This is a genomic window from Fibrobacter sp. UWH9 (assembly GCF_900129715.1).
In the GTDB taxonomy this organism is placed as follows: domain Bacteria; phylum Fibrobacterota; class Fibrobacteria; order Fibrobacterales; family Fibrobacteraceae; genus Fibrobacter.
In genome coordinates, this window is the sequence record NZ_FQWP01000006.1 from 189550 (window position 1) to 208454 (window position 18905).

16 protein-coding genes are annotated in these 18905 nt (G+C 49.3%); 12 read left to right on the plus strand and 4 right to left on the minus strand.

What is annotated here, in order from left to right:
- Positions 1 to 12 precede the first annotated feature (12 nt).
- The 8 genes from BUB94_RS07575 (at position 13) to purT (ending at position 10579) form a co-directional block, all read left to right on the plus strand.
- Positions 13 to 1191: an FtsW/RodA/SpoVE family cell cycle protein gene (locus tag BUB94_RS07575; protein WP_073235676.1), complete on the plus strand. Its 1179-nt coding sequence runs from the start codon at positions 13 to 15 to the stop codon at positions 1189 to 1191.
- The gene (gene murG, locus BUB94_RS07580; RefSeq protein WP_073235679.1) at positions 1188 to 2258 is read left to right on the plus strand and encodes an undecaprenyldiphospho-muramoylpentapeptide beta-N-acetylglucosaminyltransferase; all 1071 of its coding nucleotides are present in this window, start codon (positions 1188 to 1190) and stop codon (positions 2256 to 2258) included. Before BUB94_RS07575 ends, murG begins: the two co-directional genes overlap by 4 nt.
- Positions 2258 to 3640, plus strand: a complete 1383-nt coding sequence (gene murC, locus BUB94_RS07585; protein WP_073157041.1) for a UDP-N-acetylmuramate--L-alanine ligase — start codon at positions 2258 to 2260, stop codon at positions 3638 to 3640. Before murG ends, murC begins: the two co-directional genes overlap by 1 nt.
- Before the next feature lie 9 nt (positions 3641 to 3649).
- On the plus strand, positions 3650 to 4492 hold the full coding sequence (locus BUB94_RS07590) for a cell division protein FtsQ/DivIB (protein WP_073235684.1): 843 nt from the start codon (positions 3650 to 3652) through the stop codon (positions 4490 to 4492).
- Positions 4485 to 5729: a cell division protein FtsA gene (gene ftsA / locus BUB94_RS07595; RefSeq protein ID WP_073157035.1), complete on the plus strand. Its 1245-nt coding sequence runs from the start codon at positions 4485 to 4487 to the stop codon at positions 5727 to 5729. The genes BUB94_RS07590 and ftsA overlap by 8 nt, the downstream gene beginning before the upstream one ends.
- Before the next feature lie 39 nt (positions 5730 to 5768).
- Positions 5769 to 7472, plus strand: a complete 1704-nt coding sequence (gene ftsZ / locus BUB94_RS07600; protein WP_073235687.1) for a cell division protein FtsZ — start codon at positions 5769 to 5771, stop codon at positions 7470 to 7472.
- Positions 7473 to 7678: 206 nt separating this feature from the next.
- The gene (locus BUB94_RS07605) at positions 7679 to 9250 is read left to right on the plus strand and encodes a hypothetical protein (RefSeq protein ID WP_254793702.1); all 1572 of its coding nucleotides are present in this window, start codon (positions 7679 to 7681) and stop codon (positions 9248 to 9250) included.
- Positions 9251 to 9394: 144 nt separating this feature from the next.
- Entirely contained in the window at positions 9395 to 10579 is a 1185-nt protein-coding gene (gene purT, locus BUB94_RS07610; RefSeq protein WP_073157029.1) for a formate-dependent phosphoribosylglycinamide formyltransferase, read from the plus strand.
- Positions 10580 to 10654: 75 nt separating this feature from the next.
- Here purT and BUB94_RS07615 read toward each other — a convergent pair whose 3' ends face one another.
- A complete protein-coding gene (locus BUB94_RS07615; protein ID WP_073235692.1) occupies positions 10655 to 12349 on the minus strand; it encodes an HD domain-containing phosphohydrolase in 1695 nt (564 codons plus the stop codon).
- A 70-nt stretch (positions 12350 to 12419) separates the two neighbouring features.
- Positions 12420 to 13160: an RsmE family RNA methyltransferase gene (locus BUB94_RS07620; protein ID WP_254793703.1), complete on the minus strand. Its 741-nt coding sequence runs from the start codon at positions 13158 to 13160 to the stop codon at positions 12420 to 12422.
- Between the two features lie 38 nt (positions 13161 to 13198).
- Between BUB94_RS07620 and BUB94_RS07625 the strand changes: the two genes are divergently transcribed.
- The 4 genes from BUB94_RS07625 to BUB94_RS07640 are packed head-to-tail and all read left to right on the plus strand — an operon-like array spanning position 13199 to position 16721.
- The gene (locus tag BUB94_RS07625; RefSeq protein WP_073157023.1) at positions 13199 to 13996 is read left to right on the plus strand and encodes an HAD-IIA family hydrolase; all 798 of its coding nucleotides are present in this window, start codon (positions 13199 to 13201) and stop codon (positions 13994 to 13996) included.
- Positions 13996 to 14877 (plus strand): metal ABC transporter solute-binding protein, Zn/Mn family, encoded by an 882-nt coding sequence (locus BUB94_RS07630; protein WP_073235695.1) that lies wholly within the window; start codon positions 13996 to 13998, stop codon positions 14875 to 14877. The genes BUB94_RS07625 and BUB94_RS07630 overlap by 1 nt, the downstream gene beginning before the upstream one ends.
- A gap of 17 nt (positions 14878 to 14894) precedes the next feature.
- The gene (locus BUB94_RS07635; protein ID WP_073157017.1) at positions 14895 to 15701 is read left to right on the plus strand and encodes a metal ABC transporter ATP-binding protein; all 807 of its coding nucleotides are present in this window, start codon (positions 14895 to 14897) and stop codon (positions 15699 to 15701) included.
- Positions 15702 to 15737: 36 nt separating this feature from the next.
- Positions 15738 to 16721, plus strand: coding sequence for a hypothetical protein (locus BUB94_RS07640; RefSeq protein ID WP_073235698.1), 984 nt, complete (start codon positions 15738 to 15740; stop codon positions 16719 to 16721).
- Positions 16722 to 16832: 111 nt separating this feature from the next.
- Here BUB94_RS07640 and BUB94_RS07645 read toward each other — a convergent pair whose 3' ends face one another.
- On the minus strand, positions 16833 to 17531 hold the full coding sequence (locus BUB94_RS07645; RefSeq protein ID WP_073157012.1) for an FISUMP domain-containing protein: 699 nt from the start codon (positions 17529 to 17531) through the stop codon (positions 16833 to 16835).
- 116 nt (positions 17532 to 17647) lie between these two features.
- Positions 17648 to 18478 (minus strand): phosphatase PAP2 family protein, encoded by an 831-nt coding sequence (locus BUB94_RS07650; protein WP_083538165.1) that lies wholly within the window; start codon positions 18476 to 18478, stop codon positions 17648 to 17650.
- Positions 18479 to 18905: the final 427 nt, after the last annotated feature.

The following is an 18905-nucleotide window of genomic DNA, read 5'->3' on the forward strand; positions in this document are numbered from 1 at the left end:
TAGTAAGAGTCAATGGATAATTCTGTTCAAAATACGACCGGCATGAATAAGCTGCTTCTAGCAGTGGTTTTGGTGCTGATCTGCTTTGGCGTGGCTGTGGTGTATTCCGCATCCGCTCCCTATGCGCAGGCCAATGGTCGTCCGGCAGAATTTTACATGATGTCTCACTTGCCCAAGGCTATTGGTGGCGTTGTACTGATGTTGTTCCTGGCCCGTTTCTGGGATTATGGCCATTGGAAATGGGCTGGACGTATTGCCTTTATTGCTTTCTTCGTTCTATCTGCAGTTGCTCTGGTAAAGGGCGGCAGCGTCAAGGGCGCAAACCGTTGGATTTTTGGAATTCAGCCCTCTGAATTTATGAAGCTCGGCTTGATTATCTGGGTAAGTGCCAAACTTTCTGAAGCGGGGGACAATATCAAGAGCGTTGCCTGTACTTTGGTGCAACCCGGAATTCCCTATTGTCTGTGTGCCTTGATTCTTGTGCTGCAACCGAATTACTCCATGCTGATTATGGTGACTGCCATTGTGGTCTGCATTATGCTCACTGCTGGCGTAAATGCCAAGTATCTGGGGTATGTCGCCCTGGCGGGAATCCCGCTGGCATTGGTTCGCCTGATGACTTCTACTCATTCCAGGGCTCGAATTCTGGCCTTCTTTGCCGATGAAGGTGAAATGGCCGCTTCTAACTGGCAGGGCGATCATGCCTTGCAGGCCCTTGGAAACGGAGGACTTTTTGGAACTGGTTTTGGTCAGGGTGTCCAGAAGTTGGGTTACCTTCCTGAAGCTCATAAGGATGTGGTGTACGCCGTGATTGGTGAGGAATTTGGCTTTGTGGGTACTTTTGTAATCTTGATCCTGTTTGCAATTTTGTTTGCCCAGGGTTTTAAGATTGCAAGAAACTCTGCTACCCGTTTTGGAAAGTATCTGGCTTTGGGTTTGACTCTTTCCCTGTTCTCCAATTTTGTGGTTCACGTCTGCGTGTGTGTCGGACTATTCCCCATGACGGGTCAGCCGCTGCCGTTCTTCAGTTTTGGCGGAACCAATTTGCTTTATACCTCGATCGCTATTGGAATCTTGCTGAATATTTCCCGCCCGGCATCGGGTAGGAATATCAAGGAACCGTATACCAGTGGTTCTTCGCTTGAAAGTAGCGCGTTTAGAAATTTTGATTATACAAGGAGTGGCGTATGAAAAAGTTCCTTTTCGTATGTGGCGGTACCGGTGGCCATATTTTTCCGGCCGTTGCCATTGCAGATAGTTTGAAGAAGATGGGCGTTACCGACATTACTTTTGCCGGTCGTAAGGATTCTATGGAAGAACGCCTGGTTGCTAAGAATTGGCCCTATGAATACATTTCTGCAGTACCTCTGCATCGTGGACCGTTCCTTAAGAATTTGGCCTTGCCTTTCAATTTGACCAAGGCCCTGGTCCGCGCCAAGAGCGTCGTTCGCAAGGTGAAGCCTGATGTCGTTGTGGCTACTGGTGGATATGTTTCCTTGCCGATCGTGCTGGCCGCAGGTTCCATGGGTATTCCCGTGTATTTGCAGGAACAGAATGCTGTGGCCGGTGTTGCCAATAAGGTTGGCTCCCGCTATGCAAAGACCATCTTCGTAACCTCTGAAGATGCCGCCAAGGGTTTCCCTGCAGAAAAGTGCATGGTCTTTGGTAATCCTGTTCGTGAATTGCCGACTGAAGATTCTTTGGCTCGCCCTGCAGAATTTGCAGAAGGCAAGAAAGCCGTCTTTATTGTTGGCGGTTCCCAGGGTGCTGTAGGCATCAATAACAAGATTGAAGAAAGCATCAAGAGCATTACTGCCCGTGACGATGTTTCTGTGGTCTGGCAGGTTGGCGTAAAGAACGTGGCTACGATTAATGATCGCCTTGGCGAAATGCCCAACGTGGCTGTCCGTGGCTTCCTGGATGGAATTTATGCCTATATGAAGCATGCTGACCTGATTATTAGCCGCGCAGGTGCTTCTGCCCTGGCTGAAATTCTCGCCTTTGGTAAGCCCTCTATTTTGCTGCCGTTCCCCCATGCAACTGCAAATCATCAGGAACACAATGCCCGCGTCGTTGAAAAGGCTGGCGCTGCTCTTGTTGAACTGGATGCAGAAGAAAATCACCTGTGGGAAAAGGTCGAAACCCTTTTGGCTGATGAAAGCCGCCTGGCCAATATGGCTGCCGCCGCAAAGGGCCTCGGAATGCCCGATGCCGCAGACCAGATTGCAATGGTTATCCTGGAAAAGGAGAATGCATAATGCAGATTAATGACTGTAAGCGCGTACGTCGCCTTCATTTCGTCGGTATTGGCGGTGCAGGCATGTCCGGTATTGCTGAAGTCCTTCATGCCAATGGCTTTGCGGTCAGCGGCTCCGATATGAGTGAAAGTGCTGTGGTGGATTACCTCAGAAACCTGGGTATCCGCGTTGATCCCAAGCACGATGCCAAGAATGTGGAAGACGCCGACCTGGTTGTCTATTCTTCCGCTGTGCCCCATGATAATCCGGAACTGGTCGAAGCCCGTAACCGCCGAATTCCCGTCATCAAGCGCGCAGAAATGCTGGGCGAACTGATGCGTATGAAGTACACCCTGTCTATTGCCGGTACTCACGGCAAGACCACTACTACTTCCATCGTAGGCCAGATTTGGGAAGAAGCTGGTTTGGATCCCACCATTATCGTTGGCGGTGTGGTGAAGGGCCATGGCAGTGGCGCCAAGGTGGGTAAGGGTAACTACCTGATTGCCGAATCTGATGAATTCGACCGTAGCTTCCTTTCTATGATGCCCTCTTCTGCTATCATTACCAACATTGATGCAGACCACCTGGATACCTACAAGGATATTGAAGACATTAAGGACGCCTTTGTCCAGTTTGCAAACAAGATTCCTTTCTATGGTCAGATTATTCTCTGCCTGGATGATCCCAATGCCCAGCAGATCCTGGCCCGTCTGAAGAAGCCTGTGATTACTTATGGTTTTACTCGTCAGGCTAAGTATCGCGTAGACAATCTGCGTTTTGAAAAGGGATTCCCTGTATTTGAAATTTTGAATGATGGTAAGAGTCTGGGTGAGTTCCGCTTGCAGATTCCTGGTCGTCACAACGTGCTGAACGCAACGGCTGCAGTAGCCTTGGCTATTGAAGAAGGTATTGATGCCGATGTGGCCCGTAAGGCTGTTGCTGCCTTCGGTGGCGTAAAGCGTCGTTTTGAATTCATTGGTGAAAAGAATGGCGTGATGGTCTTTGATGACTATGCTCATCATCCCACCGAAGCTACCGCAACCCTCCTGGGCTTCCGCGATGCCTTCCCGGATAAGCGTATTATCGTCGCTTTCCAACCCCATCTCTTTACCCGTACCCGCGACCAGCACGAAGCTTTTGGCAGCGCCTTTGCCAATTGCGACGTCCTGCTTGCCACCGATATTTATCCCGCTCGTGAACGCCCCATCGAAGGTGTGACCGGTGCTCTTGTTTCTGAAAGTGCAACTGCACGTGGCCATCGCGATGCCCGCTTTATTGGCGATCAGATGAACTTGCTTCCCATCTTGAAGAAGGAACTTCGTGAAGGTGATGTGGTTGTCTTGATGGGTGCTGGCAGCATCTACAAGCTGGGCGAAACCATTTTGAAGGAATGTCTGTAGGAGTTTTAGTTGGCTGTAGATAAGACGACATGGTCAGGCCGTAGAATCGGCTTTAACGAACGCAAGCAGAAGGACGCGCGTAACCAGAAAGTGAAATCTGGTGTTGCCAGTGCATTCCACTGGTTTAAGCATCGCGGCTGGATTATTCTGGTTGCTGTTGTGGCCTTGTCTGCGGTTGTCTGGAACCAGCGTTTCTATCTGCAGCGATTCAATCCCCTGGAACTGCGCCATTTGCAGTATGTGGACATCGAAGGGAATAGAATGCTGTCCTGGGAAGATGTCATGCAGAATGCCCAGATTGAAACGGGTATGCTGATGTCTGAATTGGACGCTGACTCTGTGGCTGAAGCTCTTTCACAGATTCCCCTAATTCATTCGGTGACCGTAGAGAAGAGGTTCCCCTCTTCCTTGTACATCAAGTTGCAGGAAGCTTCTCCGATGCTCTCTGTGCTGGATGGCGGTAAGGCAACGATTTATTCGGAGAAAGGAGCTGCACTTCCGTTTTCTGTGGCTACGGCAATGCGGCTTCCTGTTTTGGAAACGGCCTCTGTTGGGCATGTCAAGATTGTTGCGGAGTTTCTTGATGCTATGAAAAATGTGAACAGTGACTTGTATGAAAAGGTGTCTCAGGTTTCATGGTCAGAAGAAGATCGAGGGATTGAAGTTTATTTCAAGGATGTTGGGTTCCGTACGATTTTTCCGGCATCGGATTGGACAAAGGATGTTTTTGTGTTGTACGAATCTTTAGGAAATGGATTCACGAAGGATTTGCGGTGTGCCGGAGTTGTGGACATGAGATTCCATGGCTTTGCATACGTAAGGAATTATGACAAGAGGTGTGTCAATGGATGATAATAAGCAGGCAATAAAGAAAGAAGATTATATCTTCGGTCTCGATATTGGGGCCTCGAAGGTAAATCTGTTTGTTGGCATTTCCGAAGGGGACTCTGTTCGCGTTGTCGAATGCGGTGATTTTCCGCTGGCAAACGCTGACGAGTATGACCTCGTCGTCGAAACCTTGCAACAGGCTGTTCAGCAGCTGGAACGTTCCGCTGGTGTGGATGTGCGTGATGTCTATGTAGGCATCGCCGGAAAGCATGTGCTTTCTTTCAGCTACAAGGGTATTATCACACTCCCCACAGGCGAAGTTCGTGAGCAAGATATTGAAAATGTGAAGAAGCAGGCTAGCACCTTGCCTAATGGCGCTGGTAGCTTGATTCACGCATTCCCGGGTGAATATACCCTGGATGACGAAAAGGGTATCCGCAATCCCAAGGGCCGTACAGGCCGTCGCCTGGAAGTGGATGTGCAGCTGGTGACCTCTCGCCAGAACGCCCTGCAGAATTTGACCAAGTGCATTAACCGTGCTGGCTTGAATGTGGCTGGCTATGTGCTGGAACCTTTGGCTGCTGCCTGCGCAGTCCTTACCGATGATGAAAGGGAACTTGGTGTTGCCCTTGTTGACATTGGTGCCGGTTCTGCAGATATTGCCGTGTTCCTGAAGGATTCCGTTCGCTATACCAATTCTCTGGACCTGGCCGGTAATGTAATCACTAGCGATATCAGTAAGTGTCTGAATGTTCCTATTTCGCTGTCCAAGGCAGAAGAAATTAAGAAGAAGTATGGAACTTGCGTTATTAGCAATCTGATTGAAGATGAAACATTCCCGGTTCCCGCTGTTGGTGACCGCGGTGATGTTCCCTGCTCTCGAAAGTTGCTGGCCAAGGTCATTACGGCCCGTGTCAGTGAAATTTTCCAGTTGCTGGCAAAGGACTTGCAGAAGCAACAGCTGGAATCTTTGATCAATGGCGGCATCGTCCTTACGGGTGGCTGCTGTGAATTGGAAGGCATTGAAAATGTGGCGTCCAAGGCATTCTTTGGTAAACCGGTCCGTATTGGTCATCCCAAGGGGATGAGCGGTATTCAGGATGCTTTCCAGAGACCGTCTTATGCAACTGGTGTAGGCCTTTTGCATTACGCCAACAAGGAACATAATAACAAGAAGAAGAATGATACCGGCGCACAGCTGAAGGTTTCCGTTGGAGACGGATTTAGAAAGGTTGTCGGTTTCATCAAGAAGTATTTCTAACAACAAACCAAAACACTCAATAAATCAGGGAGATTAAACATGAGTGAAATGAATGATATGTACTTTGAGGCCCAGTCCCGTATTATGGGTGAAGACCTCTCCAGCCGTAATGCAAAAGTCAAGGTCTTCGGTGTCGGTGGTGCCGGTGGAAACACCGTAAACCGTATGAAGCAGATGAGCATTGAAGGTGTTGAATACTATGCTGTCAATACCGATTCTATGGCTCTTGACTTGAGCTTGGCTGATCACAAGATTCTCATTGGTGAAAAGTCCACCAAGAATCTTGGTGCCGGTATGGATCCGGAAAAGGGCCGTAAGGCTGTTGAAGAAAACATTGAAGAACTGCGTGAATCCATGAAGGGTGCCGACATGGTGTTCGTTACTGCCGGTATGGGCGGTGGCACTGGTACTGGCGCGGCTCCGGTCGTGGCCGCAGTTGCTCGCGAAATGGGCATCCTGACTGTTGGTGTTGTGACCAAACCGTTCCGTTTTGAAGGTAATGCTCGTGCTCGCGTTGCTCAGCAGGGTATTGCAGAACTTCGTGCTGCTGTTGACACCATCATCGTTGTTGAAAATAAGAAGCTCCTCGCCATGCTCCAGACTTCTAATCAGAAGGCTACCATGGATGAAGCTTTCAAGATGGCTGACGAAATTTTGGGCAATGCTGTTCAGAGTATCTGCGGCATCATGTTCCATCATGGTCTTGTTCACGTTGACTTTGCTGATATCCGCAAGGTGATGCAGAACGGTGGCAGCGCTCTCATGGGTACCGGCTGTGCTCAGGGTGAAAAGCGTGGCATTGCCGCTGCTGACCTGGCTCTGGCTTCTCCGCTTCTGGAAGACATTAGCATCGAAGGTGCTACCGGCGTTCTTATCAACGTTGCCCACGGTGAAAACTATTCCCTCCTCGAACATAGCGAAGCTATGGAACACATCTATGAAAAGGTGGGTGAAGAAGGTGATCCCAACATCATCATTGGTGACATCACTATTCCGGAACTGGGTGACAAGGTTTCCATTACCATTATTGCAACTGGTTGCGGTACCGCACAGGCTGCTCAGCAGCCCGCTGTCGCTCGCCCCACTCAGGTGTTTGCTAATCCGTTTGCAAATCAGCAGACTGTCCAGATGCCTGCCGCTCAGATGCCTGTTTCCCAGCAGCCCGCTGTAGCTCCGGTGGCTCCTGTTGCTGCTCCTGCCCAGCCCGCAGTTCAGCAGTCTACTCCGCGTCCCACTAGCGTGAATTTCTTCGCTATGGCACAGCAGGCTCAGCCCGCTGCCGCTCAGCCCGCTCCTGAAATGTATGCTCACCAGGCTCCTGTTCAGCAGATGCCCGCTGCACCCGCAGCTCCCGCAACTGTAGAAATGGTTGCTCCTGTGTTGACTACTCCGAGCCTCTCTGATTCTCAGTCTTTCCCGGCAATTGATGCCGGTCGTTTCGGCGCCATGGATTTTAATGCCCAGCAGCCTGCTGAAGAATCCATGACCGTTAAGTCGGAAACTTCTGAAATCGAAGCTGTTTCCGACGAAGACGTCTACAACCGTGGCTTGGATTCTCGTAGTGCTACCAGTGCTTTCAGCGTCCCCGCTTACATGCGTCAGCAGGAACCTGCTGCTGAACCTGCAGTGAAAACTCGTACTGTATCCCGTCAGGATGTTGCCGAATGTGCAATGAAGGCTGACGGTGTGGACTACAATATGCCTGCCTATCTCCGTATGGGCGTCGACATGGAGAATTTCTAGTCCCCAAAGTCGAGTGTTCTCGATGAAACGAAATTAGGCTTGCGCTCCCTATAGGCGATACTGTTGCAGATTTCTGTAACAGGATTGCTGGGTGTTGCCTAGCCACAAGGAACACACACACACAGAACGTGCGAGTGCACGTTCACACAACACAAAGGAATCGCCTGGGTCTCCCTGCCTGGGCGATTCTTTTTACATTTGGTATTATGAAAATCCGAAACATACTCTTTTCTCTTGGGTTACTGTCTGCCATTTCTTTTGCCGGTATGAATGCCGGTGATATTCCCCAGTGGTCTTCAGATAGTTCCTACAAGGGCTATGTTCAAATTGGAACTGATTTCAATTTTGGATTGAATGGGGGACCGACCGATCCTGAATTTGCTGCAGATACGGTTGAACGGTATGGCGGAAACTGGCGCGGTCTGAGAGTTCCCCTGGAAACGGCTCGCAGTTACGAAGATCATATTGATCCTTTCTTCATGATTAGTTTCCGTGCGGGCTATAAAAACTTCCATTTCTTGATGGAAGCTCCTCTTCGCAAGGATATTGAAGCCTGGTACGATTCAGACCTGAAAACGAACTTTACCTATAAGCCTAGTGAGTTGGACATTGCTGTCCCTATTAATGGTTATGCCCTTTGGCAAAATCCCGTGGGCTATGTCCAGTTGGGCCGTTTTAACCCTGAAGATCTGAAGGTCTCTCCCAACGATTTGACCATTGGTGGAACGCCTTACCACGACGGTCTCCTTTGGAAATTCGAACCGGGTATTTTCCGTTATGCCTTCATGGTCAGTTCCCTGAATGCCTGGCTGTTCAATGATATAATTGACCCGACAACAGGATGCCCTCCCGAAGGTTCCGAGGCCGCCGAACAGAAATGTCCTGAAAAAAATAAGCAGGCTAGCAATCAGCGCGATCGCGTTTATGATGAAAATGTAAAGAATCTGGTTTACCACCGCATCGGAATCGAGATGAACCATTTCTGGATTTCCATCATTGAAGAAAGTATGGTGGGCGGTAAGGATCTGGAATTCCGTTCCATGAATCCCTTTATGTTCCTGCACAATAACTTTGCTGGTGGATACACCAAGGCTGTGACTACGGCAGAAATTGGATTTAAGCCGATTTCTGGCGCTCGTTTTTATGGTCAGCTGAACATGGAAGACATCAATAGTCCCGTTGGAGAAGATAGTGATAAGGGGACAAACCGCAGTATGTTAAGCTACCTGGTTGGATACTCTCAGGAAATTCCCACACAGCGCTACGGTGATTTCCTTTTCCGCTTCGATGTTGTCCGCACAGACCCTCTTCATAACAACGGCCGTCTCCCGCTTCTTGAATATTCTAGCCGTCGCCTTTATCGTAGTAACTACCGTGACCAGGATGATCCGGATTTTGCAGATATGTTCTTTGTGGATTATCCCATCGGTTACCGTCGCGGTTCTGACGCCTTGGATCTTTGGCTGGACCTGTCCTGGAAATATGGACGTCATACAGTAAAGGCGACCCTTGCCTGGTTGCAGCAGGGCGATAACGAATTGTACACCGACTATGACGAAGCGATTCATGATGAGTATGCTCCTTCTAATCGGGTAGAAACCCAGTATGTTGTGGATGCACTTTATTCCATGCAGTACAATAGCTGGTTTGGCATTTACCTGGGTGGTGGTTTCCGCATTTACGAAAATCTGGCCCACGAAGTTGGAAACGATGGTGCCGACGGTTGGGTCCGTGCCGGAGTGAAGTTCATCTTCAACCCCGTGGACTACAGATTCTAATTATGAATTATGAAGTATGAATTATGAGAATAAGTAAGGCGGCGAAGCCGCGATTTTAGCTCTCGTACTTAATAATTCGTAATTCGTACTTGGCCCATCCATCATTATTATCTATCTTTATAGGGCCTTTAACAGGAGTAAGTTATGTCTGAAATCGGTACCCCGCTAAGCTCTAGTGCAACTAAGGTTCTCTTCTGCGGTGCAGGAGAACTGGGTAAGGAAGTTATCATCGAAATGATGCGTCTCGGCGTCGAAGTGGTTGCCGTAGACCGTTATGCCAACGCCCCGGGCATGCAGGTGGCTCACCGTTCCCATGTGATCAACATGCTGGACGGTGCCGAACTCCGCCGCGTTATCGAGCTGGAAAAGCCCGACTACATCGTGCCGGAAGTGGAAGCTATTGCTACCGATACTCTGGTCCAGATGGAATCCGAAGGCTATACCGTGATTCCTACCGCCAAGGCTACCAAGCTGACCATGAACCGCGAAGGCATCCGTCGCCTTGCTGCCGAAGAACTTGGTATCAAGACTAGCCCCTACAAGTTTGCAGACAACTTCGAAGACTTCAAGGCAGCCGTCAAGGAAATCGGTATTCCTTGCGTCATCAAGCCCGTGATGAGCTCCTCCGGCCATGGCCAGAGCGTCATCAAGACTGAAGCCGATATCGAAAACTCCTGGAACATTTCCCAGAACGAAGGCCGCACCGGTAAGGCTAGCCGCGTGATCATCGAAGGCTTCGTTCCCTTTGACTACGAAATTACTTTGCTCACCGTCCGTCACGTTGCAGGTACTGCATTCCTGGAACCCATCGGACATCATCAGGTGGGTGGCGACTATCAGGAATCCTGGCAGCCCCAGCCCATGAAGCCTGAACTTCTGGAACAGGCCAAGGTTATCGCCAAGAAGGTGACCGATGCTCTGGGTGGCCGCGGTATCTTCGGCGTTGAACTGTTCGTCTGCAAGGACGAAGTGCTATTCAGCGAAGTGAGCCCCAGACCTCATGACACCGGCATGGTGACCTTGATTTCCCAGGACCTTTCTGAATTTGCTCTCCACGCCCGCGCTATTCTCGGTCTGCCCATTCCCAACATTGCTTTCCACGGCCCCAGTGCAAGTAAGGCAATCGTTTGCGATGGCAACTCCACCCAGGTGAAGTTCAGCGGCCTTTCCGAAGTCCTTGCTGAACCGGATACCAATATCCGTCTGTTCGGTAAGCCGGAACTGAAGGGCCACCGCCGTATGGGCGTTCTTCTTGCCCGTCGCGAATCTGTGGACGAAGCTCTCAAGACTGTTATGGCCATGAGAGAAAAGGTGAAGGTTTCCCTTTAATAAACGAATTTCGTTTTAACGAAAAAGCACCGCAACTTATTTGCGGTGCTTTTTCTTGTATACGTTAATTTGCTTTTATCGCTTCATGCTGTCGTAGTAAGCTTCCAGCTCTCTGTGGCAGTTGATGAAGTACTTCTTCAGTTGCGGGTCGAAGTGGGTTCCCATAGATTCTACAATCACTTCGTAAGCTTCTGCGTAAGACATCTTTTCCTTGTAGCAGCGCTGGCTGACAAGTGCGTCGTACACGTCTGCAACGGCCATGATGCGTGCTTCCAGGGGGATGTCCTTGCCCTTGAGGCGGTTGGGGTAGCCGGTTCCGTCAAAACGTTCGTGATGGTAATGTGCAACGTTTCTGGCTACGGCCACAAACTGCTCGGACTCAACGCCCTTGAGCAAATTCTCTACGATTGCGGCTCCCTTTTCGGCGTGGGTCTTCATGATTTCGAATTCTTCTTCGGTGAATCGGCCCGGCTTTCTCAGGATGGCGTCGTCCACGGCGATTTTACCAAGGTCATGCATCGGGGCGGCCTTTATCAAAGCGCTAAAGAAGTTGTTCATGGGTCTGTAGGTGTCGTCCTTACGCATTTCGTTGACGATAATCTTTACCGCTTCGCTGGTTCGCTTGATGTGGCCGCCAGTGTTATTGTCACGGCTTTCTACCATGTTGGCCATGCCCAGGATCATCTGTTCCTGAATAGCCTGGATCTGGCTGTCTCTGTTCTGGACATCGGTAACGAGGTTGTTGTTGTAGTTGTCCAACAATTTGATGTAACGCTGGATCTTGGTGTCGTCTTCGATGCGGAACATATAACCGCAAATCTTGTTTCCGTGCATCAGGTTTTTCAAGGTGCTCTTGTAATGCATCTTGCCGTATTGGAAACTAGAGGTGTAAGAGAAATCGTTGGGGTTGAATTTGCTGATCTGGTCCAGCAGAATTTTTCCCAGTTCATCACTTTCCTGTACTTTAAAGTCTACGCGGAACTGCTTTAATGTGGGGAAGTGGTGCAGGGCGATGTCGTTACAGCCGATGTAGCGCAAATCTTCGGAGAACGAAATGTATGCACTTTCGTTCTGGAATTCCAGCGTGTCAAGAATGGTGCTCTGGATGTCGTATTTACCAATGCGGTGGATCATGAACAATATGGTATACTGGAGCAGCAGGAATACAGCGGGTGTCAACACCATGTCGCAGTTGAGTCCACGCATAACAAAGAAGGAACCGATCATGATGAAGCCTAGTACGGCCAAGGTGAACAGGTTCTTGTAGGAAATGTTTCTCTTTTTGTAGAAGGAAGTGAAGAAAATGACTAGACCCGAAATAAGGTACAGCCCCATCATGATGTTATAGAGGTTGTGTGCCGGACCGTATTCCACTACAAAATCGGTAACGCCGAAATTTTCAACAAGGGTAATGCTCTTGTAAAAAATGTCGCTCTGACCAGTTGTCAGTGCAAGGCAGAGGATGATGGCGCTAATGCTGAACAGCAAAATGTGCAATTTCTTGGAAACCTTGATGTTGCAGAGTGACAGTTCTCCAAGAAAGAATAGCATCGGAACAAAGGTGGCTCCTATGTAGGCAATCTTATTTGCGAGAAGGGCTTCTTGTTCGTTGGTGGAATAAGCCAGGAACAGATGTCCGCCTATCTGTACAGTCATCACATGGAACATGGCTGTGTAATAGGGAATGTTGCGCTTGGAGTTGATTGCCATCAGGATGGCAATGTTCGCAAGTGACAAAATTAACGTGGCGATTAGATAATAATGAACCATAAATCCTCAAAAACACAAATCTTAACGATTTGTTACGTATACCAACAAGATAAATAAAATTTTACGAGTGTCAGCAGACAATCTTGCCTAGGGCGATGATTGCGGCTGTTCTTGCGCGAAGTCTGGTGGGGCCCAGCTTCATTAAGTGGACCTTTCCGTTAGAAAAATCCTTGATGGCCTGGATTTCTGCAGGGGAGAAGCCGCCTTCGGGGCCGACCAGCAGTGTGGTGGGGGAGGCTAGACTTTCGGTGGCGGGAGCGTTTTCGCCGTCCATATCGCACAGGACCAGGTCGCCCGAGTAGCTTTTTAACCAGTCCTTGAATTCGATGGGGCCTTCAATTTTTGTGAGCCATGGCTTCTTGGACTGCTTCAGGCTGACAAGGCTTTTCAGTTCGGCGCGTCGTACAGTCTTTTTCAGGTCAGAGTTCTTTGGCTCCTGGGAGTAGTCTGTCCGCAGAAATACGATGCTGTCAATTTTTGTCTGTGCGGCGTGGAACACCACCTCTTCCAGGGCGTCGTCCTTGAGGCAGGCAATGCCAAGAGAAACCTTGGGACGATTGCTGCTAGCCGTTTCCACTACATCGACGCGGACTTCGCAAGCCTTGGCGTCAGCTTTCGTGATTGTCCCATCGGCGTAATGACCTAGGCCATCGGAAAGTTGCAGCACATCGCCAACGGCGGCACGGCAGACTCGTACTGCGTGGGTGCTTTCGTTTTCGTCAAGAGTGATTGTGCCTTCGGTAATCAGCGGACAGTAAAAACGGCTATCAGGAGTTTTCATGGCCATAAAGTAGCAATTATCTTTGCCCATTGTTCCTTGAGCATTGCTCATTTTCTAATTTGTGGAGTATGACTCGTAAGCCGGTTAAAGCTGTTGTATTTGATTTGGATGGTACGCTGTACCTGAGCGGCCGCCCCTATCCCAAGGCTGTCAAGACGGTGAACAATGTGGCAAAGCATGTTCCCGTATATTACCTGAGTAATAACACCAGCAAGTCTCCGGTGTTTTATGAGAACCGTTTAAAAGTGATGGGCTTGCCCCTTCGCGATGACGCCATTATTTCTGCATTGACTCTTTCCCTCAAGGCCATTCACGAAGAAGGCGTCAAGAACGTTTTCTTCTTCGCGAACCCCGAAGTTACCGAATGGTTTGCGGCTCAGGACCCGACTTTAAATCTTCGCCCCAGCGTGGCTGATACGGAACTGGTTCTGATTGCCTACCACAATTCCTTCGACTATAGGGAACTTTGTGAACTTTCTTTCCGCGTCCAGCGCAAGATACCCTTCTGGGTGACCCACACGGATTTTGTGTGTCCCGACGCTAATGGCCCCGTTCCAGATATCGGCAGCTTCATGGCTCTCCTTAAGACCGCCTACGGTGTGGAGCCGGAGCGCAGTTTCGGTAAGCCCAATCCGGCCATGCTGTCTGAACTTCTGAAGGTTTATGCCCCCGAAGAAATTCTTTTTGTGGGCGACCGTCTCTACACAGACTTTGAATTGGCAAAGCGTAGCGGTTGCCGTTTTGTTCTGCCGCTCTGTGGAGAAACAAAACTCGCCGACCTGGAAAAACTGGATGTAAAGCCCGAAGTGGTTGTGGACATGGTCAGCGATATTGACTTTGACGCATTTTTCGAGGGTCGTCTTTAATGCGAAGAATTCTGTTGGCCCTTTTGTTGGCGATTCCTGCTTTTGCCGCCAAACTGACGGTTGCCGTGTCTCTGCAGCCTTACTCCAGCGTGGTTCATGAGATTGGTGGCGACCAGGTGAATGTGGTGACTATGGTTCCCGCAGGTGCAGATCCGCATACCTTTGAACCCAAGCCTGCGGCTCTCAAGGACTTCGCCAAGGCCACGGTCTATTTCAGCGACGGTTCCGGTATGGATGCCGCCTGGCTGCCCCGCTTCAAGGGTGTCAATAAAAACGTAAATGTCGTTTCCCTTTCCAAGGGAATCGCCTGGATGGAAGAGGATGAACATCACCATCACGAAGGTACTGAAGACCATCACGACGAACATCATGATGACGGCGGGGAAGAACTGGATCCTCATCTGTGGACATCTCCTGTCCAGATGATGCAAATCGCAGAAAACCTCTGCGAGTCGCTAATGAATCTGGACGCTTCCAATAAGGACCTTTACCGCAAGCGTACAAACGATTTGGTCGCCCGCCTGAAAACGTTAGACCAGGAACTTCGCCAATCCATTAACGGACTCCCTGCCGATGGTCGAACCTTTATCGTGTTCCATCCGGCTTATGGTTACTTCGCCCGTGATTACGGCATGAAACAGCTTACTGTAGAGGTGAACGGCAAGGAACCGAAACCCAGGGATCTGGCAAACCTTGTTAAGACCGGCAAACAAAACAACGTCCACATCGTATTTGTCCAGCCCCAGTTCAGTAAGCGGGCCGCAACGACTATTGCCAAGGAACTGGATGCTACCATTCTGGAAACAGACCCTCTTGCCTTTGACTACGAAAAGAACATCAGGGCCCTGCTGAATGCTATCCGTGAAAAGTCCGCAAAATAACTCTCCCAGGGAATTCCATGAACGCCATTGAAATCAAGAATCTTTCTTTCGCTTACGGCAAGACTCCGGTTCTCACAGATGTGAACCTGGAAATCGAGGAAAATGATTTCGTTGCCATTATTGGTCCTAACGGGGGCGGAAAGTCCACCTTGATGAAGTTGATTGTGGGTCTTTTAAAACCGTCAAAAGGTGAAGTCAAACTTTTTGGCGAGAAGGTCCCGACGAAAAAGCTATCTGTGGGCTATGTCCCGCAGAACACCAACCGCAACGTAGAATTCCCCATTACCGTGGGGGAGTGTGTCGCCCTTGGAAAAATCGGACTGAAGACGAATTCAGAAGAAGTCGTGGCCGCCCTGTCCAAGGTTCATCTGGATGGATTCCTCGATCGACGTCTTGGAGAGCTGAGTGGCGGTGAACGCCAGCGTGTGCTGATTGCCCGTTCCCTGGTTTGCAATCCCCGCATTCTCTTTCTTGACGAACCCAGCAATAACATCGATGCCGCAGGCCAGGAAAACCTTTACAACATGCTGGCCGAATTCAGCCAGAAGATGACCATCGTTGTGGTGACCCACGATTTGATGGCCCTGTCTCACAAGGTGAAGAGCATTGTCTGCGTCAACCGAAACGTCCATTATCACGAAGGTTCCGGCCTGACTCAGCAGATGATTTCCGATACCTACGGATGCGAAGTAGACTTGATTGCTCACGGAATTCCTCACCGTGTGCTGGGTTCCCACGACCACGCTCATGGTGGCTGCTGTACCCATACCCATTTCCAGTTGCAGGACCCGTCGCAAAAGACGAATGTCCCGTTTATCCGATAAGTTTCAAGTATTGAATATAAATTAAGAAGGGTTTATATGAAGAATTTCAAAAAGTTTAATTTAGTCCCGATGATTGGGACCCTGGGCCTCGCCGGTCTATTTCTGGTTGCCTGTGGCGACGATAGCAGCAGCACAGGATCTTTTTCCATGGACGAATCTTTCGAAGTGATCCTTTCGAAAGTCAACTATGATTATAAATCCAAGGATTCCCTGTTTATCCTGAAAAAGCCGGAATGTAAGGAAAGCTCCCTGGGCTATCTGGTCTGGAATCAAGAAGCCGATAAGAGGGATACCCTTGAAGCTAGCCTGAAAAATACAACGCTCCGCCTTCGTGATTATGGGGATAAAGGCTGGTACGAGTATAAGTTTGAAGGGAAGGATTTCCCCAAGGGCCTGTTTTATGAAGGTAGCCTTGCCAACGAAAAATTCCGTTATGCCACCCGTATCGATGGCAAGCAGTTCAAGGAAGTCTACCAGTTTAATGGCAGTTGCTTCATGAAGAACTATTACAAGGTCCTGTTTGAAAATAACGAAGCCATGGCCGAAGCTGATAACGCCCTGACTAAATTCTACCAGAAATTCACTAAGGATGGCAACGCGAAGGAACGTCAGATTAGTGACGATGTAAAGGCTCCGACCTGCAATGAATTGAGTCTGTTTGATGGTGACGTGATTATCAAGGTGGATTATCTGAAGGAATCCTCTGGCCAGATTTCCCTGAAGTACAGCAAGTCTGACGACTGTCCCATTTCCTTTACGATCCGTTATGCCAATAATGAATCGGATTGCTCTGCCGCCTACGACGACTTCTCTAAGGAAAAGTACGAAGACGAAAAGTTTGATTTCTCTAAATATTCCATGTCGGTGGATTACAGCACCTACTGCATCGAAAGACTGGTTCTGGAATTCAAGAAGGAAACGGGAATTCTGACTAAGCAGGCTGCGGATGATGAATCCGTTTCTACCGATGCCATTGCCCGCGCTGCGGTCAACGTGATTTTGGATGGTTTGAAAAAGTAATCAGAACATCTAACCGAAATAAAAAACACCGCCGATTGCTCGACGGTGTTTCTTGGTTTTGATTTGGAAATTGGAAGTTCTTTTGATCGTTTTTGAAGAACGTCGAAAATATTAGCGAAGGTCGGCGACACAGCGGACGTACAAGCCCTTGCTGGCGCTTTCGTCGGTGCGGTTGATGCTGTGTGCTACACTGCGGAATTCCCAGGAACGACCGGTGTTCTTCTGCACAGAGGATTCAGACCAGTAGTGACCGGTGGAGGAACTTTCGCAGTAGCCGTCCCAGTTCTTGCAGCCGCCCTTGCCCAGGTTGTTCCAGTCCAGCTTGGACTGATCCTTCTGGTAATCACGCCATTCGCCGTCGTTGGGCAGGTGCCAGCCGGCGGGGCAAGCCATCTTGGCTTCGGTATGGCTGTAGAAACGGCCGTACTTCTTGCAGTTGGATTCTTCTTCCATGAGGCACTGACGGGGAGTAGAAAGGCTGAAGGCCAGATTGTTCTTCATCCATGCCTTGTCGCCACGGATTTCGACACTATACTTTTTTCCGTCACGCTTGTCGGTAAGAGTCTTGCCGTCTGCGGAAATATTCTTGCTTTGGAGAGCTGCCTGGAAGATTTCTTCTTCAGACATGGTAGCTTGAGGGGCTTCCATCTTCTTGGCCTTCTTGACCATGCCGACCTTGGCGGGTTTTGCAATCTTGCTCTTGACGGAGCCTGCGCCCATGGGGGCTGCAAATGCTGCGGTCGCGAACATTGCGGTGATAGCCAAAGTCGTGACAACACGACCAGTGAATTTGAAGAAAGAACCCTGCATAACAGCCTACCTTACAATCTTAAGAACGCACATTCGTGGGTGGACATTTGCCGCCCTGCGTCTACGGGATTGAAATATATACCAAGATGGACTAAACAGGTTGTTATAAAAAGTTTTCAAATTCTATAAGAGATGCCTACTGCTCCGGGAGCGACCCATAAGGAATAGGAATTGCAGCCCTTTTTATGCATCTCGAGAATGCCGTAACTGACGCCTGTGCCGATCAGCGCACCGACTAGAATGTCGGTAGGGTAATGCTTGCCTGCTGCTACCCGAAGTACGCTTTCGAATGCGGCCGCCGAAAAAGCCAATGCCCGAACAACCCTTGTGGCGCCTGGGTTCCCGTAGGTTTGGTCAAACCATTCCGTGGTAAAGACGGCAACCGTAAAGGCGGCTGAAGCGTGCCCCGAAAAGAAGGATCCGTAGGCTTCGGCCTTGGCGGTTTTTGCCTTTACAGCCCCTTCACCTTCGGTAGCGAAAGTGTATGGCCGCGGCCACAGTTCCAGGGATCTGAAAGCCAGGTTTATTCCATGTTGGAATAATACGGATTGGATGAACATAACTGAAAAAGTGAGGAATTCCTCTCTGCTGGAATGGCCTGAATACCAGGCGGAACCCCCTATGGCGAATGGCGCAACGGCTAGCAGACTTCCAACGTCACTTATAAGGTCTGCGGTACTGCTGTACCTGCCGGCGAATTTGCGATCCCAGGGTAAAAGATTTTCCCTATTGACCTTGTCTTGCTCGTTGGGAATTTCCATCTGGTTATATAGATAGGTTCCCCCGCCTGTGACCAGGAGTGCCGTTACAGATAGTGAAATGTCGATGGAGGGGGATAGAGTGTATTCTGTCTTGGCTGCGGAATGGCCGAAAAAAATCAGGAGCAGGCTCAGGATCAGTCGGTTTAGCCTTTTTCTGGGGTGATTTTTTACGGGGGACGGAATCATACGGGCCTAAGCTAAAAAAATATAGGATGCCATAATGGTGTAATGGGACTTTTTAGGGGTTGTTTTTGACAATGCCACTTGATTTTCTCAAAAAAACAAGTATCTTATACACGTTAATGGATTGAACGTCCGATCGTCAAAACTTTTCTCGAAGGAGTTACTATGGCAAAGCTCATTAAGTTGGCTGCAATCGCCGCTGCTTGCATCATTTCCGCATTTGGTGTTTACTGTCTGATCAAGAATACTGCGACCGACGAAAACACTGTCGACTAATTTTTTTTGGCTCTTCATCAACATGTGTGGGTGGCTTCGCCACCCTTTTTTGTTGACATTCGCCTAAATTAAACAAAAAATGGGCTATTTTCTAAAATTTAATCGCCAAAAAAAACAGAAGAAAAAAGCCCATGTCAAAATTATACAAATCCAT